Origin of the sequence: Salmonella sp. SJTUF15570 (genome assembly GCF_043357055.1) — a bacterium.
GTDB lineage: Bacteria > Pseudomonadota > Gammaproteobacteria > Enterobacterales > Enterobacteriaceae > Salmonella > Salmonella enterica.
Window position 1 is genome coordinate 293,101 of the sequence record NZ_JBEUKJ010000001.1, and the last position, 15,476, is coordinate 308,576.

Below are 15,476 nucleotides of genomic sequence, written 5' to 3' on the forward strand. Positions count from 1 at the left end.
ACTAATTCGGATGCTCACAAAATGGGGCTAAAAATTGAAACAGTGTTCGCGAAGAATACGACGTCCCGAGATAGGCGCGTATGGGAATAATCGGCATTAGCGCGTTGCAGATGATAATCTCATCCGCCTGCCTGACTGCCTCCTCTCTCGCCTGTACTTCAAGAACCTGGAAAGGAGATTGCGCCAGTTGGCGTAAACAAAATTGTCGCATAATGCCGTTCACCCCGGCCTGATCCAGACGCGGCGTAAAAACAATGTCGCCTGTACGCCAGAACAAATTAGCCGCACAGCATTCCGTAACCCATCCCTCGCTGTCAAGAACCAGCGCCTCATCGGCGTCCGTCTGCTCAAGATGAGAGCGAATCAACACCTGTTCGAGACGGTTCAGATGTTTTAATCCGGCAAGATAAGGATTGCGCCCAAGCGGTATGGGACTAAGGGTAAGAGTGATGCCTTGCTTACGCCACTGAGAATAATAAGCGGGATAAGCAGAAACGGAGAGGATTCGGGTAGCTGCCTGACAATTCATGGCGCTGTATCCCCGGCCGCCGCTGCCACGGCTAATGATCACTTTCAACACGCCTGAATCATGCCCTGTGGCCAACATTGTCATCTCTTGCCGAAGGGTCGCCCAATGGCTAAAAGCGATCCGTAATTTTTCACAGGCAACCTGCAAGCGCTGAAGATGCGCTTCCAGATGGCAAATGTTGCCATCAACAATACGTGCGGTCGTAAAACTGCCATCGCCGAACTGCGTCGCCCGGTCGCTTACAGCAAGTTGATCCTGCGCATGGCCATTAATTAAAAACATAGTGGCTCCTTATCCGTCGCCTGCTAGTGTGGCAGGATGAATAACGCAGAACAAGAGATGATATGCCTGATAAAAAAGGCCCGACAAGCGGACCTTTTTATTAATGTCTGTCTCTGACTTAACTTAGATCTTTTTAAAAATCAAGGAACCGTTAGTTCCGCCAAAGCCAAAGGAGTTACACAGAGCATACTCCAGATCGCTGACCTGGCGCGCTTCATGCGGCACGAAGTCCAGATCGCAACCTTCATCCGGGTTATCCAGATTAATGGTTGGCGGAATGGCCTGATCGCGTAGCGCCAGAATAGAGAAAATAGACTCTACTGCGCCTGCGGCGCCCAACAGATGGCCGGTCATCGATTTGGTCGAGCTCACCATCACTCGGCTTGCAGCATCGCCAAAGACTAACTTAACCGCCTGCGTCTCAGCTTTGTCGCCGGCAGGCGTCGACGTGCCGTGCGCGTTGACGTAGCCAATCTGAGCAGGCTCAATCGCGGCATCACGCAACGCGTTAACCATCGCCAGCGCAGCGCCTGCGCCATTTTCCGGCGGCGACGTCATATGGTAAGCATCGCTGCTCATACCAAAGCCGACGATTTCGGCATAGATTTTCGCACCACGCGCTTTTGCATGTTCGTACTCTTCAAGCACCAACATACCGGCGCCGTCGCCCAGTACAAAACCATCGCGTTCTTTATCCCACGGACGGCTCGCCGCCTGTGGGTTATCGTTGCGGGTCGACAGCGCGCGCGCTGCGCCAAAACCACCTACGCCCAGCGGCGTACTGGCTTTTTCTGCGCCACCTGCCACCATCGCGTCCGCATCGCCATAGGCGATGATACGCGCGGCATGGCCGATGTTATGCACGCCTGAAGTACAGGCAGTCGCAATAGAGATGCTTGGCCCACGCAGGCCATACATGATAGTCAGATGGCCTGCTACCATGTTAACAATCGTCGACGGGACAAAGAACGGGCTAATCTTACGCGGTCCGCCTTTTACCAGCGAACTGTGGTTTTCTTCGATCAGACCGAGACCACCGATACCGGAGCCGATAGCGGCGCCAATACGGCTTGCGTTCTCTTCCGTCACTTCAAGGCCAGAATCCTGCATGGCCTGTACGCCAGCGACAATTCCATATTGAATGAAGGCATCCATCTTGCGCTGTTCTTTGCGCGAGATAATGTCATCACAGTTAAAATCCTTTACTAAGCCAGCAAATTTCGTTGCATAGGCGCTAGTATCGAAATGGTCGATCAGGCTGATGCCACTCTGACCGGCAAGGAGAGCTTTCCAGGTAGACTCTACGGTATTGCCGACAGGAGACAACATGCCCAGTCCGGTCACAACTACACGACGCTTAGACACGGTTGTCCTCCAGGGAGGGAAAATGATTCTAGTGGGACAAAAAGATAAAACTCAGGCGGTCGAACGACCGCCTGGAGATGTTCACTTACGCCTGGTGGCCGTTGATGTAATCAATGGCAGCCTGAACGGTGGTGATTTTCTCAGCTTCTTCGTCCGGAATCTCAGTATCAAACTCTTCTTCCAGAGCCATTACCAGCTCAACGGTGTCAAGAGAATCTGCGCCCAGGTCTTCAACGAAAGAAGCATTGTTGGTTACTTCTTCCTGCTTAACGCCCAGCTGTTCGCCGATAATTTTCTTAACGCGTTCTTCGATAGTGCTCATACTCTTAAATTTCCTATCAAAACTCGCTTTCGCGATGGTTTTCGTAGTGTATAAAATGTTGAAAAATTTGCAACTAAATCCCGGCAGGTCTTACCACGATTTTACGTTATTTTGCGGCCTTTCGCCCTAATAACGCAAATATTTTTCAATCGTGATTAAACCATGTACATTCCGCCGTTGACGTGCAGAGTCTCACCAGTGATGTAACTCGCTTCGTCAGAGGCTAAAAATGCAACCGCACTGGCGATTTCCTGAGCGCCGCCGAGGCGACCCGCAGGCACCTGCGCCAGGATACCCGCACGCTGATCGTCAGACAGCGCACGCGTCATGTCCGTTTCAATAAAACCCGGAGCCACAACATTGACAGTAATACCACGGGACGCAACTTCACGCGCCAGTGATTTACTGAAACCGATCAGGCCCGCTTTCGCCGCAGCGTAGTTTGCCTGACCTGCATTTCCCATGGTACCAACCACAGAACCAATAGTGATAATGCGACCACAACGCTTTTTCATCATAGCGCGCATTACCGCTTTTGACAGGCGGAAAACGGATGATAAATTGGTTTCGATAATATCGTTCCACTCATCATCTTTCATTCGCATCAACAGATTATCACGAGTGATACCGGCATTATTAACCAGGATATCCACTTCACCAAATTCTGCGCGAATATTTTCCAGAACAGATTCAATAGATGCAGGATCGGTCACATTCAACATCAAACCTTTCCCGTTAGCACCTAAATAGTCGCTAATGTTCTTCGCACCATTTTCACTGGTCGCAGTCCCGATAACTTTCGCGCCGCGGGCAACGAGAGTCTCTGCAATTGCGCGGCCTATGCCACGGCTTGCACCAGTCACCAGCGCAATCTTTCCTTCAAAGCTCATGGTTTTCCTCTTTTATTGCGTAAGTGCCGCAGACAGCGTCGCCGGCTCGTTCAGCGCCGACGCTGTCAGGGTGTCGACAATACGTTTCGTCAGACCAGTGAGGACTTTACCTGGACCCACTTCATAAAGATGTTCAACGCCCTGCGCCGCGATAAATTCCACGCTCTTCGTCCACTGTACCGGATTGTACAACTGGCGAACCAGCGCATCGCGGATAGCGGCGGCATCGGTTTCACATTTCACGTCAACGTTGTTTACTACCGGCACCGTTGGCGCGTTAAAGGTAATTTTGGCTAATTCAACCGCCAGCTTATCTGCCGCTGGTTTCATCAGCGCGCAGTGCGACGGTACGCTCACCGGCAGCGGCAGCGCGCGTTTCGCGCCAGCGGCTTTACAGGCTGCGCCCGCGCGTTCTACCGCCTCTTTATGCCCGGCGATAACCACCTGTCCCGGCGAGTTAAAGTTAACTGGCGATACAACCTGCCCTTCGGCAGATTCTTCACAGGCTTTAGCAATAGAGGCATCATCCAGACCGATGATCGCAGACATGCCGCCAGTACCTTCCGGAACCGCTTCCTGCATGAATTTACCACGCATTTCCACCAGACGAACGGCATCAGCAAAGTTGATGACGCCAGCGCAAACCAGCGCGGAATATTCGCCCAGGCTGTGACCTGCCATTAACGCAGGCATTTTACCGCCCTGCTGCTGCCAAACGCGCCAAAGCGCGACGGAAGCGGTTAATAACGCCGGCTGCGTCTGCCAGGTTTTATTCAGTTCTTCCGCTGGACCTTGCTGGGTGAGCGCCCACAGATCATATCCCAGAGCCGCAGAAGCTTCAGCAAACGTTTCTTCTACGATAGGGTAATTTGCCGCCATTTCGGCCAACATCCCAACGCTCTGAGAACCCTGACCGGGGAACACAAATGCAAATTGCGTCATGTTTAAATCCTTATACTAGAAACGAATCAGCGCGGAGCCCCAGGTGAATCCACCCCCGAAGGCTTCAAGCAATACCAGCTGACCGGCTTTAATTCGCCCGTCACGCACGGCTTCATCCAGCGCGCACGGCACAGAAGCTGCGGAGGTATTGCCGTGCCTGTCCAGCGTGACGACGACATTGTCCATCGACATGCCGAGTTTTTTCGCTGTCGCGCTAATGATACGCAGGTTAGCCTGATGCGGCACCAGCCAATCGAGTTCTGAGCGATCCAGGTTATTAGCCGCCAGCGTCTCATCGACAATATGCGCCAGTTCAGTGACCGCCACTTTAAAGACTTCATTGCCCGCCATCGTCAGGTAAATCGGGTTATCCGGATTTACGCGATCGGCATTCGGCAGGGTCAGTAATTCACCGTAACGGCCATCGGCATGAAGATGAGTGGAGATAATACCCGGTTCTTCAGAAGCGCTCAGTACGGCCGCGCCTGCGCCATCGCCGAAAATAATGATCGTACCGCGATCGCCAGGATCGCAAGTGCGGGCTAATACATCGGAACCGACCACCAGCGCGTGTTTAACCGCGCCGGATTTAACGTACTGGTCGGCGATGCTTAACGCGTAGGTGAAACCTGCGCACGCTGCCGCGACATCAAACGCCGGGCAACCTTTAATACCGAGCATACTTTGAATCTGACATGCCGCGCTTGGAAATGCATGCGTTGCTGATGTGGTAGCCACCACAATCAAGCCAATTTGGTCTTTATCGATCCCCGCCATCTCAATCGCGCGATTCGCAGCGGTAAAGCCCATCGTCGCGACAGTTTCATTCGGCGCGGCGATATGGCGTTCACGAATACCTGTACGAGTGACAATCCACTCGTCAGAGGTCTCAACCATTTTTTCCAGATCGGCGTTAGTCCGCACTTGTTCGGGCAGATAGCTGCCAGTACCAATAATCTTCGTATACATGTACGCTCAGTCACTTTTCGGTTATATACCGTTACCTGTAAACGTCTGGCACGCTGGCGGCGCCGGGGAGACAGCGATATTATCTGTGCGCCCGCAGGTTTACGCCTTTGCCATCGTCCAGCGGTTCAAATCCGGCTGGGTATACAGATTCCAGGCGAGCGGCAATTCGCTGAGGAACTTGTCGCTGCACCGCCTGCACTGCCTGTTCAATCGCGACTGCAAATGCTCGCTGATTGGCCGCACCATGACTTTTTATCACCGTGCCGCGCAATCCTAACAGACAGGCGCCATTATACTGGTCGGGGTTGAGGTGACTGAATCGCCTCGTCAGGCTTTTTTGTAACCAACGTTTTAATAACAGCAGCCACCACGACCGTTTTTTCCCCTCGCCCTGTGATTTCAGCAGTGAAAGGAACATTCTGACAACCCCCTCCATCGTTTTAAGTGTGACATTGCCTGTAAAGCCGTCACACACCAGTACATCGGTTTTTCCCGTCAGTAACTCATTCGCCTCAAGGTAGCCGATGTAATTGATGGTTGGGACTGTTTTTAACATTAAAGAGGCTTCGCGAATACTGTCGAGGCCTTTGGTTTCTTCTTCCCCGATATTGAGTAGCGCCACGCGGGGATTTTTGATCCCGACGACCTCTTCCGCCAAAACGGCGCCCATCACGGCAAACTGCACCAGCATGGTACTGTCACAGTCGACGTTGGCCCCCAAATCAAGCACTACCGTTTTGCCCTTTTGCTGGTGCGGTAATACCGTCACCAACGCCGGACGCTCAATCCCCTCAAGAGGCTTGAGCAATAATTTCGCCAGCCCCATCAGCGCCCCGGTATTACCGGCGCTAACGCAAGCTTCGGCTCGGCCTTCTTTCACAAGCTCCAGGGCCACACGCATGGATGTCCCGCGGCTGGCGCGGATCGCCTGCGAAGGCCGGGCATCACTGGCAATAACTGACTGTGCAGGGATAATCTGCAGACGCGAACGTTGTTCAAAGTCAGCTTTGGCAAGTAATGGCGTGATAATATCGGGATTCCCGACTAAAAGAAGAGTGAGCTGCGAATTAGCGTTCAGTGCCTGCAATGCTGCAGGCACCGTCACGGAAGGACCAAAATCGCCCCCCATGACATCTAACGCCAGGGTTAGACGTGTCAAGGTATCGTCGCTGCCTGGTTCGGTGTTCTCCGCTTACGCGGAGAAATCCTCACTAAGCTTTATCACGCTTGTACTCTTCGGCTTTTACACCACAGGCACGCCTGTGATGCAAAAGGCATCGAGTATCGCGCGATTACTTAGCGATGACCTTACGGCCGCGGTAGTAACCGTCGGCAGTGATGTGGTGACGCAGGTGTTTTTCACCAGAAGATTTGTCTACAGACAGGCTGGTGACTGCGGTCAGAGCGTCATGGGAACGACGCATGCCACGTTTGGAACGGGTTGGTTTATTCTGTTGTACGGCCATGGACCTTACTCCTCAATTACGGTTTATCCCTGCGTCCGCGGGGAAGACCTATTACTTACGCTTTAAGCTGGCTAATACGGCAAATGGGTTTGGCTTTTGCGCTTCATCAGGCAGTTCGCCAAAGACCATGTCCGCCTCGGACACTTCACAGTGTTCAGAATCATGCACCGGAACTACCGGCAAGGCGAGGATGATTTCATCTTCAACCGTCGCCAGCAGATCGATTTCGCCGAATTCGTTTACCTCAATCGGCTCATACGCTTCCGGCAGTGCTTCAGCCTGCTCGTCGGAACGGACAGGGCTAAAACAATACGTTGTGTGAACCTGATGGGTAAACGGTTTCCCGCAACGCTGGCATTCGAGCGACACCGTAACGACCGCATCGCCGGTTAAAACGGCGAGACGCTGGTTATCGATAGCGAACGACATGGAGCATTCCACATCACTGTCCACACTGACTACAGATTCGGCAACGCGCTCAACCTGATCGGGGGTATAGATACCCTGGTAATCAAGGCGTTTTTGAGCGGTACGAACCGGATCAAGAGTCAGGGGTAATTTTACCTTTTGCATAGGGCGCGCATATTAACTTCGTAACGTCATATAGTCAAAGAAAAAGGCAGCCTACGGTTGCCTTTTGCCAATAATTCGCACACATTGCGGGTTACAGACTTATTTTCGCTCAAGACGAGTCAGTATGACAGGCTTGAAGACCGAAGAGCATAGTTTAAGATGGCTCTCATCATTACGCTATATCTGAGGGAAAAAATATGCCCCGTCTCATCCTTGCGTCTACCTCTCCCTGGCGTCGCGCGCTGCTGGAAAAGCTGACGATTCCTTTCGAATGCGCCGCGCCGGATGTTGATGAAACCCCCATGCCGGGCGAAGCGCCGCGTCAGTTGGTGCTGCGGCTGGCGCAGGCGAAGGCGCAATCGCTCGCCGCGCGTTTCCCGAATCATTTGATTATTGGCTCCGACCAAATTTGTGTTCTGGACGGCGAAATCACCGGCAAACCGCTGACGGAAGAAAAAGCGCGTCAGCAATTAGCCAAAGCCAGCGGAAATATTGTGACGTTTTATACCGGACTGGCACTGTATAACTCCGCCTCCGGGCAATTACAAACCGAAGTGGAGCCTTTTGACGTTCATTTTCGCCATTTAAGCGAAGCGGAAATAGACGACTATGTCCGTAAAGAGCATCCGCTGCACTGCGCGGGAAGTTTTAAAAGCGAAGGTTTAGGCATTGCATTATTTGAGCGCTTAGAGGGCCGCGATCCGAACACGCTGATCGGCTTGCCGCTTATTGCCCTGTGCCAGATGCTGCGACGGGAGGGCTTCAACCCGCTACAGCAGTAAACGGCCTACTCTGTAGGCTTTTCAAATACCCCTAAAAGCCGTTTCTGCACGTGTTGGTAGTTATCTCCCGTTTATTGGGGAGCAGTTTCGACCGCTTCCAGTTCTAACCAACTGGAAAGCGCTTGTTGTGAACAACTTAGCGCCTGCCGATCTTCACTCTCTTCGTGCGGGCCCGTTTCCTGGTCAATCCATTCACCGATCAGAAAAAAAGCATTGGCATTACGAACCGATGTACGGTGCGTTTTATCCCATAGGGTATCAACAGCGGTGTACGTGCGCGTTAATGAATTCCCCATCTCAGTTCAGTTTTGTAAAAACACATGTTCTCAATACTCGCCTGACGCGCTCTACGGCGTCAAAAGCGGCTTACAAACTTATTCTCGCGAGCAACTCTCAGGACGTTTACTGTCCTGAAACCTTCCCTTTGCGACTCGTTAAATTCCATCTCGCGATGAGTTTACGCCCCCCTAACATTGCTTCACCTCACGACACATTCCTTTAATTAACGCCGCCAGCATCCGCCGCATCTTGTTGACTATTTATAAATTCAACCATCTGCTGAGTAAGATGGTTTATATCATTCTGCGTAATGAAAAAATTAAATTGTTGATCCTGAAAGTGTTCTTTTGCTGCCAGGTCGGCAAAAACCGCTTTTCCATTCGTTTCAAAGCGGACTTTATTTCCCTGTTTTTGCAGAAACTCGCCCATTGCGACCAGTTGGTCGAGCCGCTTTCCGCGCAGAAAATAATAGCGAGTCATCGTCTCATCCAGCGGTGTTACGGTTTTATTCCACGCAGCGTCAAAGACAGGCTTCACATCAGAGGGGAGCTTTAAAGCAGAATATTTTTTTCTGTTTTCACTACTCACATTTTTCAACCGAAGGATAAATCGATTGTTTACGTCACGAGCCACACGTAGCTCGTTCAGGAAAACCAGATTATCACGCTCAGACTGGATAACACCGGTGATCTTATCCTCCTGGCCGGTCTCATACACCACAGCAAAGATTTGCCCGTAGGCAGCTAATAGTACATCGTAGTCATCGGCGTAATGACCAAAAGCCTGACGTTGGGCTGGCGTCAACTCACAGACGCCCACCACGGGAGACGTAATGATTTGCGTATTCAAATACTCCACGAAAGCCCGTCGTGAACTATCGCCCTTCCCTTCGCAACCGGCCAACATCGCGATAACGAACGGCACGATAACGTATTTTCCCCAACGCTGTGTAAATGAGCGCATCCAGCTAGTGTTGGCCATCTGTTCGTCCTTAAACGCGCCGAAATCCGGATCGCAAGAATAAACAGTACACAACGGTAAAAATGCGTCGGATACAGCAAAACAAAAATATTATGAGAAAAGTGAGATTCGGGCAGATAACCTGCCCGAAAGAGGAACTATTTTGCGTTACGCAGCACCTGCAGACAGCGCTTCAGGGCGTTATCCATTGGCGCTTCAATGCGCATGACTTCGCCCGTTCCCGGATGCGTGAACTTCAGCGCCGCGGCGTGCAGAAAGAGACGTTTAAGACCGGTTCCCGCTTCGGTAAGCTGTTGATCAAACTCACGGTCGCCGTAGCGATCGTCGAACGCAATAGGGTGACCGGCATATTGGGTATGTACGCGAATCTGATGCGTACGGCCCGTGACCGGGCTACAGCGCACCAGCGTGGCGAAGGCATAGCGCTCTTCCACCTTGAAGCGCGTTTCTGACGGTTTGCCTTCCTGGCTCACGCGAACAATGCGTTCGCCGCTTTGCAGAATGTTCTTTAATAATGGCGCCTGTACGGTTTTAACGTGCGATTGCCACTGGCCGCGCACCAGCGCCAGATAATCTTTCTGCATTCCCTTTTCGCGCAGTTGTTCATGCAGCGAACGCAGCGCGGAGCGTTTTTTCGCCACCAACAGCACGCCGGAGGTATCGCGGTCAAGACGATGCACCAGTTCCAGGAATCGCGCTTCCGGACGCAACGCCCGCAGCCCTTCGATGACGCCAAAACTTAACCCGCTCCCGCCGTGTACGGCGGTGCCGGAAGGCTTATTCAGCACCAGAATATGGTCGTCTTCATACAAAATGACGTCCGCCAACGCCGCCACTTTTTGCAAATGCGGCGACACGGCCTCTTCTTCGCGTTCAGCAACGCGAACCGGCGGAATGCGGACTTCATCGCCCGCTTCCAGTTTGTATTCCGGTTTAATGCGTTTTTTGTTCACCCGCACCTCGCCTTTACGCAAGATGCGATAAATCATACTTTTTGGTACCCCTTTCAGTTGGGTGCGCAAAAAGTTATCAATGCGTTGCCCCGCTTCGTCAGCGGCGATAGCAACAATTTTTACGGATGGCGTTTCTGTTTTCATGGGGGGCGATTCTAAATAGCCTGTGAGATTCGCGCCACACATTTTTCTATGCTTATAGAGACGTCTACGCCAGTGGTTGAACATTTTTCACTGCGGTTTTGCTGGTTATTAAAGCGATTGGCTCGCGCTGGTGAAAAAACTGTGAGTAAGCGGGTGATAAATGGTAAAAGTCATCTTGCTATAACAAGGTTAGCAGTGGAATAATGATGCGGTTTCCGCACCGAAACTTGTTAAAACAAAAAGTTTAGCGGAATAACCCATTTTGTCTGACCGATCATCAACGCAGCAATGGCGTAAGACGTATTGATTTTTCAGACAGTTAGCGGGCTGCGGGTTGCAGTCCTTACCGGTAGATAGGATCTTCTCTGGAGAGTAATGCCCAGGCTGCTTCCCTGATAATTGCGCTGTGTTTCCGTATGAAATACAGGCAACCGACACTCTGCGCCTCTTTGAGCTGACGATAACCGTGAGGTTGGCGACGCGAAATAGTCACGAGGCCATCGGTTCATGCCCGGTAAGGCGTCACCATGCCCGCAGCTTAGTCGTCAACGTAAGAATAATGAGTAAGTTACGATGAAAAGAATGTTAATCAACGCGACTCAGCAGGAAGAGTTGCGCGTCGCCCTTGTAGATGGGCAGCGTCTGTACGATCTGGATATAGAAAGCCCCGGACACGAGCAGAAAAAAGCGAACATCTATAAAGGCAAAATTACCCGTATTGAACCGAGCCTGGAAGCGGCTTTTGTTGATTACGGCGCAGAACGCCACGGTTTCCTCCCGTTAAAAGAAATTGCCCGCGAATATTTCCCCGCTAACTACAGCGCTCATGGTCGCCCGAACATTAAAGACGTGTTACGCGAAGGCCAGGAAGTCATTGTTCAAATCGATAAAGAAGAGCGCGGCAACAAAGGCGCGGCGTTAACCACCTTTATCAGTCTGGCGGGCAGCTACCTGGTGCTGATGCCGAATAACCCGCGCGCGGGTGGTATTTCCCGTCGCATTGAAGGCGACGATCGTACCGAGTTAAAAGAAGCGTTGGCCAGTCTGGAACTTCCTGAAGGGATGGGGCTTATCGTGCGTACCGCGGGCGTGGGTAAATCCGCCGAAGCGTTGCAGTGGGATTTAAGCTTCCGCCTGAAACACTGGGAAGCCATTCAGAAAGCCGCTGAAAGCCGTCCCGCGCCGTTCCTGATCCATCAGGAAAGCAACGTCATCGTACGCGCGTTTCGCGACTATCTGCGTCAGGATATCGGTGAAATCCTGATCGACAATCCAAAAGTGATGGAAATGGCGCGTCAGCATATCGCCGCGTTGGGCCGCCCGGATTTTAGCAGCAAAATTAAGCTGTACACCGGTGAAATCCCGTTGTTCAGCCATTACCAGATCGAATCGCAGATCGAGTCTGCGTTCCAGCGTGAAGTGCGCCTGCCCTCCGGCGGCTCCATCGTCATTGACAGTACCGAAGCGTTAACCGCCATCGATATCAACTCCGCCCGCGCGACTCGCGGCGGCGATATCGAAGAAACGGCGTTTAATACCAACCTGGAAGCGGCCGATGAGATTGCCCGCCAGTTGCGTCTGCGCGACCTGGGCGGCCTGATCGTTATCGACTTTATCGATATGACGCCGGTACGTCACCAGCGCGCGGTAGAAAACCGCCTGCGTGAAGCGGTGCGTCAGGACCGGGCGCGTATTCAGATTAGCCATATTTCCCGCTTCGGCCTGCTCGAAATGTCGCGTCAGCGCCTGAGCCCGTCGCTGGGCGAATCCAGCCATCACGTGTGTCCGCGCTGTAGCGGTACCGGCACCGTGCGCGATAACGAATCTCTGTCGCTGTCCATTCTGCGCCTGATTGAAGAAGAAGCGCTGAAAGAGAATACGCAGGAAGTCCATGCCATTGTTCCGGTGCCGATCGCCTCTTATCTGCTTAACGAAAAACGGACGGCAGTGAACGCTATTGAGACGCGTCAGGATGGCGTCCGCTGTGTCATCGTCCCGAACGATCAGATGGAAACGCCGCACTATTCCGTGCTGCGCGTACGCAAAGGGGAAGAAACGCCGACCCTGAGCTACATGCTGCCGAAGCTGCACGAAGAAGCGATGGCGCTGCCTTCTGAAGAAGAGTACGCCGAGCGTAAACGCCCGGAACAGCCTGCGCTGGCGACATTCGCTATGCCAGATGTGCCTCCGGCGCCGACGCCTGTCGAACCGGCGGTTAGCGTCGCCACGGCGAAAAAGGATAATGTTGCCGCCGCGCAGCCTGCCCAGCCGGCTCTGTTTAGCCGCTTCCTTAACGCGCTGAAACAACTGTTCAGCGGTGAAGAAACGAAAGCCGTCGAAACAGCCGCGCCGAAAGCGGAAGAAAAAGCGGAGCGTCAGCAGGATCGTCGCAAGCCACGGCAGAACAACCGTCGCGATCGTAACGAACGCCGCGACACCCGTGATAACCGTGCCGGACGTGACGGCGGCGAGAGCCGCGACGATAATCGTCGTAACCGTCGCCAGGCGCAGCAGCAAAATGCGGAAGCGCGCGATACCCGCCAGCAGGAAACGGCGGAAAAAGTGAAAACCGGCGATGAGCAGCAACAGACGCCGCGTCGCGAACGCAGCCGCCGCCGCAATGATGACAAACGCCAGGCGCAGCAGGAAGTAAAAGCGCTTAACCGCGAAGAACAACCTGTCCAGGAGACCGAGCAGGAAGAACGCGTTCAGCAGGTTCAGCCGCGCCGCAAGCAGCGTCAGCTTAATCAGAAAGTCCGCTTTACCAACAGCGCAGTGGTTGAAACGGTTGACACGCCGGTCGTCGTCGACGAACCACGCCCGGTTGAAAACGTTGAACAGCCCGTTCCAGCGCCGCGTACCGAGCTGGCGAAAGTTGATTTACCTGTCGTCGCCGATATCGCGCCGGAGCAGGATGATAGCGTAGAACCTCGCGATAATACCGGTATGCCGCGTCGCTCCCGCCGTTCTCCGCGCCACCTGCGCGTAAGCGGTCAGCGTCGTCGTCGCTATCGTGACGAGCGCTACCCGACACAATCGCCGATGCCGCTAACCGTCGCCTGCGCGTCGCCGGAAATGGCGTCCGGTAAAGTCTGGATCCGCTACCCGATTGTCCGTCCTCAGGAAACGCAGGTTGTTGAAGAGCAGCGTGAAGCAGATCTGGCGCTGCCACAATCGGTTGTCGCTGAACAGCAGGTTATCGCTGCGACCGTAGCGCTCGAACCACAAGCGTCGGTACAGGCAGTAGAAAACGTTGCCGTTGAGCCGCAGACCGTCGCCGAACCACAGACGTCGGAAGTCGTCGAGGTCGAGACAACGCATCCGGAAGTCATTGCCGCGCCAGTTGATGAACAGCCGCAACTGATTGCCGAAAGCGATACGCCGGAAGCGCAAGAGGTTATTGCTGACGCCGAACCAGTAGCAGAAACCGCCGACGCGTCCATTACGGTGGCTGAAAACGTAGCTGATGTTGTCGTTGTCGAGCCAGAAGAAGAGACAAAAGCGGAAGCGGCTGTTGTGGAGCACACGGCAGAAGAAACCGTTATCGCACCGGCCCAGGTGGTGGAAAAACCGCAGGACGTTGTCTGCGTTGACGATCATAACCACGCCAGCGCGCCGATGACGCGTGCGCCAGCGCCGGAATATGTGCCGGAAACCCCGCACCATAGCGACTGGCAGCGCCCTTCCTTCCACTTTGAAGGTAAAGGCGCAGCAGGCGGACACAGCGCCACACGTCACGCCAGCGCCCCGGCGACACGACCACAGCCGGTAGAATGATGTAAATGCTGATACAAAGCCGACCGCCAGGTCGGCTTTTTTATGCCCCTTACAGGGCGATGCCTCACCCCATGGCGTCTTTTAGTCACTCCAGGCGTTTATGAGATCGGGCGGGATAATACGTACGGATGGCGTCGCTACGGGCGCGACAATATGACCACTAACTCAATGACGACTAAAAAAATGCCCGCGCCGGGGTGGATGGCGCGGGCAGACAAAACATATCCAGTTTCGTGATATGTTTCAAAAAGAGGCGTTACCGGTTCAACTGGAAAAGCGACATTCCCTGCATGTCGGTAAACGTTTTATAGGACGCCTGTAATGCCGCCTGTTGCATGACGTAGGAGGAAATGACCGAGTTCCAGTCCACATCTACCAGGTTGCTCATCTGCAGTTTCTGTCCCAGCGCACGATCGCTTCCCAGTGAATCCAGCGTACTGAGTTCGCTCAGTTGCGTTCCCAGTTCCGCACGAACGGTCAGGACGTTATTAAGCGAATTTTTTAAGCCGCGATTGGTTTTATCAATGGCGGCAGCGGCTTTTTCTTTTTCCACGTCATTGCCTTCCACCGGGGTCTTGAGCGCGGCAATTGCCGTATCGAGCATGACAAACAGATTCTTTTCGGAGTCCGAGCCATCCGGTTCCGGCACCGCATTGCTGGTGATGCTATTAAAAATTTGCGCTCCCGTATGGCCAATTACCATCGTGCGTGCGGAATCCACCTGCTGGGTAACACTTTTCTCGCCGCCATGATAACCACCTGTCGCCTGGTCGAATGGCGCCGCTTCCGTTTTATACCCGGCAAAGATATAGCGACCATTGCCGTCAGTGCTGTTTGCCAGGTTCATCAGCTGATCGCGGATCCCCTGTAAATCCGTCGCCAGCGACGCGCGGTCATCGTCGCTTAACGTGCCGTTTCCGGCATAGACGATTTTTTCCTGCGCGGTTTGAATCGCCGTCGTCACCTGACTGAGTACGCTTTCTTCCAGCGACACTTTTTGGGTGGCAAACGTACGCGCCAGGGCATACTGGCTATTCTGCGCCTGCGCCTGAGAGAGTACTACCGCCTGCGACGCGGCGATCGGATCGTCAGATGGGTTGGTAACGCGCTTACCGGTAGACATCTGCTCGCCCAGCTTCATCCATTCGGCCTGAGAATTAGTGATGCCGCTCATATTTTGTTCGTACATCATCTGGGTACTGATACGCATGTCATCCTTCTC

At 53.4% G+C, this 15,476-nt stretch carries 15 protein-coding genes; 2 read left to right on the top strand and 13 right to left on the bottom strand.

Features of this window, described 5'->3' with window-relative positions; all coding sequences use genetic code 11:
• Nucleotide 1: 1 nt before the first annotated feature.
• The 9 genes from pabC to yceD form a co-directional block, all read right to left on the bottom strand.
• A complete protein-coding gene (gene pabC, locus ABVN44_RS01535) occupies nucleotides 2-811 on the bottom strand; it encodes an aminodeoxychorismate lyase (protein ID WP_023232719.1) in 810 nt (269 codons plus the stop codon).
• A gap of 123 nt (nucleotides 812-934) precedes the next feature.
• Nucleotides 935-2,176, bottom strand: coding sequence for a beta-ketoacyl-ACP synthase II (gene fabF / locus ABVN44_RS01540; protein WP_052908369.1), 1,242 nt, complete (start codon nucleotides 2,174-2,176; stop codon nucleotides 935-937).
• An 85-nt stretch (nucleotides 2,177-2,261) separates the two neighbouring features.
• Nucleotides 2,262-2,498: an acyl carrier protein gene (gene acpP / locus ABVN44_RS01545; RefSeq protein WP_000103754.1), complete on the bottom strand. Its 237-nt coding sequence runs from the start codon at nucleotides 2,496-2,498 to the stop codon at nucleotides 2,262-2,264.
• 155 nt (nucleotides 2,499-2,653) lie between these two features.
• Nucleotides 2,654-3,388, bottom strand: coding sequence for a 3-oxoacyl-ACP reductase FabG (gene fabG, locus ABVN44_RS01550; RefSeq protein WP_000007236.1), 735 nt, complete (start codon nucleotides 3,386-3,388; stop codon nucleotides 2,654-2,656).
• Between the two features lie 12 nt (nucleotides 3,389-3,400).
• Nucleotides 3,401-4,330 (bottom strand): ACP S-malonyltransferase, encoded by a 930-nt coding sequence (gene fabD, locus ABVN44_RS01555; protein ID WP_023232720.1) that lies wholly within the window; start codon nucleotides 4,328-4,330, stop codon nucleotides 3,401-3,403.
• 15 nt (nucleotides 4,331-4,345) lie between these two features.
• Nucleotides 4,346-5,299 carry a beta-ketoacyl-ACP synthase III gene (gene fabH, locus ABVN44_RS01560; protein ID WP_000288148.1) on the bottom strand — a complete coding sequence of 318 codons (954 nt, stop codon included), beginning with the start codon at nucleotides 5,297-5,299 and terminating at the stop codon, nucleotides 4,346-4,348.
• 79 nt (nucleotides 5,300-5,378) lie between these two features.
• Nucleotides 5,379-6,458, bottom strand: coding sequence for a phosphate acyltransferase PlsX (gene plsX, locus ABVN44_RS01565; protein ID WP_001518286.1), 1,080 nt, complete (start codon nucleotides 6,456-6,458; stop codon nucleotides 5,379-5,381).
• Between the two features lie 133 nt (nucleotides 6,459-6,591).
• Nucleotides 6,592-6,765, bottom strand: coding sequence for a 50S ribosomal protein L32 (gene rpmF, locus ABVN44_RS01570; protein WP_023232721.1), 174 nt, complete (start codon nucleotides 6,763-6,765; stop codon nucleotides 6,592-6,594).
• Nucleotides 6,766-6,816: 51 nt separating this feature from the next.
• A complete protein-coding gene (gene yceD, locus ABVN44_RS01575; protein ID WP_001174492.1) occupies nucleotides 6,817-7,338 on the bottom strand; it encodes a 23S rRNA accumulation protein YceD in 522 nt (173 codons plus the stop codon).
• 197 nt (nucleotides 7,339-7,535) lie between these two features.
• Between yceD and ABVN44_RS01580 the strand changes: the two genes are divergently transcribed.
• Nucleotides 7,536-8,120, top strand: coding sequence for a nucleoside triphosphate pyrophosphatase (locus ABVN44_RS01580; protein WP_001137607.1), 585 nt, complete (start codon nucleotides 7,536-7,538; stop codon nucleotides 8,118-8,120).
• A 71-nt stretch (nucleotides 8,121-8,191) separates the two neighbouring features.
• On the opposite strand, the gene ABVN44_RS01585 is transcribed toward ABVN44_RS01580, so the two are convergent.
• From ABVN44_RS01585 to rluC, 3 genes are all read right to left on the bottom strand, one after another.
• Nucleotides 8,192-8,416, bottom strand: coding sequence for a hypothetical protein (locus tag ABVN44_RS01585; RefSeq protein WP_023232722.1), 225 nt, complete (start codon nucleotides 8,414-8,416; stop codon nucleotides 8,192-8,194).
• Nucleotides 8,417-8,618: 202 nt separating this feature from the next.
• On the bottom strand, nucleotides 8,619-9,362 hold the full coding sequence (locus tag ABVN44_RS01590) for a DUF3053 domain-containing protein (protein ID WP_077248367.1): 744 nt from the start codon (nucleotides 9,360-9,362) through the stop codon (nucleotides 8,619-8,621).
• Between the two features lie 155 nt (nucleotides 9,363-9,517).
• The gene (gene rluC, locus ABVN44_RS01595; RefSeq protein WP_000846319.1) at nucleotides 9,518-10,477 is read right to left on the bottom strand and encodes a 23S rRNA pseudouridine(955/2504/2580) synthase RluC; all 960 of its coding nucleotides are present in this window, start codon (nucleotides 10,475-10,477) and stop codon (nucleotides 9,518-9,520) included.
• Nucleotides 10,478-11,050: 573 nt separating this feature from the next.
• On the opposite strand from rluC, the gene rne reads away from it, so the two are divergent.
• Complete coding sequence (gene rne / locus ABVN44_RS01600) at nucleotides 11,051-14,254, top strand: ribonuclease E (RefSeq protein ID WP_198870401.1); 3,204 nt, start codon at nucleotides 11,051-11,053, stop codon at nucleotides 14,252-14,254.
• 256 nt (nucleotides 14,255-14,510) lie between these two features.
• Here rne and flgL read toward each other — a convergent pair whose 3' ends face one another.
• On the bottom strand, nucleotides 14,511-15,464 hold the full coding sequence (flgL, locus tag ABVN44_RS01605) for a flagellar hook-associated protein FlgL (protein ID WP_001223032.1): 954 nt from the start codon (nucleotides 15,462-15,464) through the stop codon (nucleotides 14,511-14,513).
• Nucleotides 15,465-15,476 lie beyond the last annotated feature (12 nt).

Bases quoted from the DNA above. Each gene is read 5' to 3' on its own strand.
- yceD (WP_001174492.1), bottom strand. From the start codon at position 7,338: ATGCAAAAGGTAAAATTACCCCTGACTCTTGATCCGGTTCGTACCGCT.
- flgL (WP_001223032.1), bottom strand. From the start codon at position 15,464: ATGCGTATCAGTACCCAGATGATGTACGAACAAAATATGAGCGGCATC.
- pabC (WP_023232719.1), bottom strand. From the start codon at position 811: ATGTTTTTAATTAATGGCCATGCGCAGGATCAACTTGCTGTAAGCGAC.
- rne (WP_198870401.1), top strand. From the start codon at position 11,051: ATGAAAAGAATGTTAATCAACGCGACTCAGCAGGAAGAGTTGCGCGTC.
- acpP (WP_000103754.1), bottom strand. From the start codon at position 2,498: ATGAGCACTATCGAAGAACGCGTTAAGAAAATTATCGGCGAACAGCTG.
- fabD (WP_023232720.1), bottom strand. From the start codon at position 4,330: ATGACGCAATTTGCATTTGTGTTCCCCGGTCAGGGTTCTCAGAGCGTT.
- ABVN44_RS01585 (WP_023232722.1), bottom strand. From the start codon at position 8,416: ATGGGGAATTCATTAACGCGCACGTACACCGCTGTTGATACCCTATGG.
- fabH (WP_000288148.1), bottom strand. From the start codon at position 5,299: ATGTATACGAAGATTATTGGTACTGGCAGCTATCTGCCCGAACAAGTG.
- ABVN44_RS01590 (WP_077248367.1), bottom strand. From the start codon at position 9,362: ATGCGCTCATTTACACAGCGTTGGGGAAAATACGTTATCGTGCCGTTC.
- rpmF (WP_023232721.1), bottom strand. From the start codon at position 6,765: ATGGCCGTACAACAGAATAAACCAACCCGTTCCAAACGTGGCATGCGT.
- fabG (WP_000007236.1), bottom strand. From the start codon at position 3,388: ATGAGCTTTGAAGGAAAGATTGCGCTGGTGACTGGTGCAAGCCGTGGC.
- ABVN44_RS01580 (WP_001137607.1), top strand. From the start codon at position 7,536: ATGCCCCGTCTCATCCTTGCGTCTACCTCTCCCTGGCGTCGCGCGCTG.
- rluC (WP_000846319.1), bottom strand. From the start codon at position 10,477: ATGAAAACAGAAACGCCATCCGTAAAAATTGTTGCTATCGCCGCTGAC.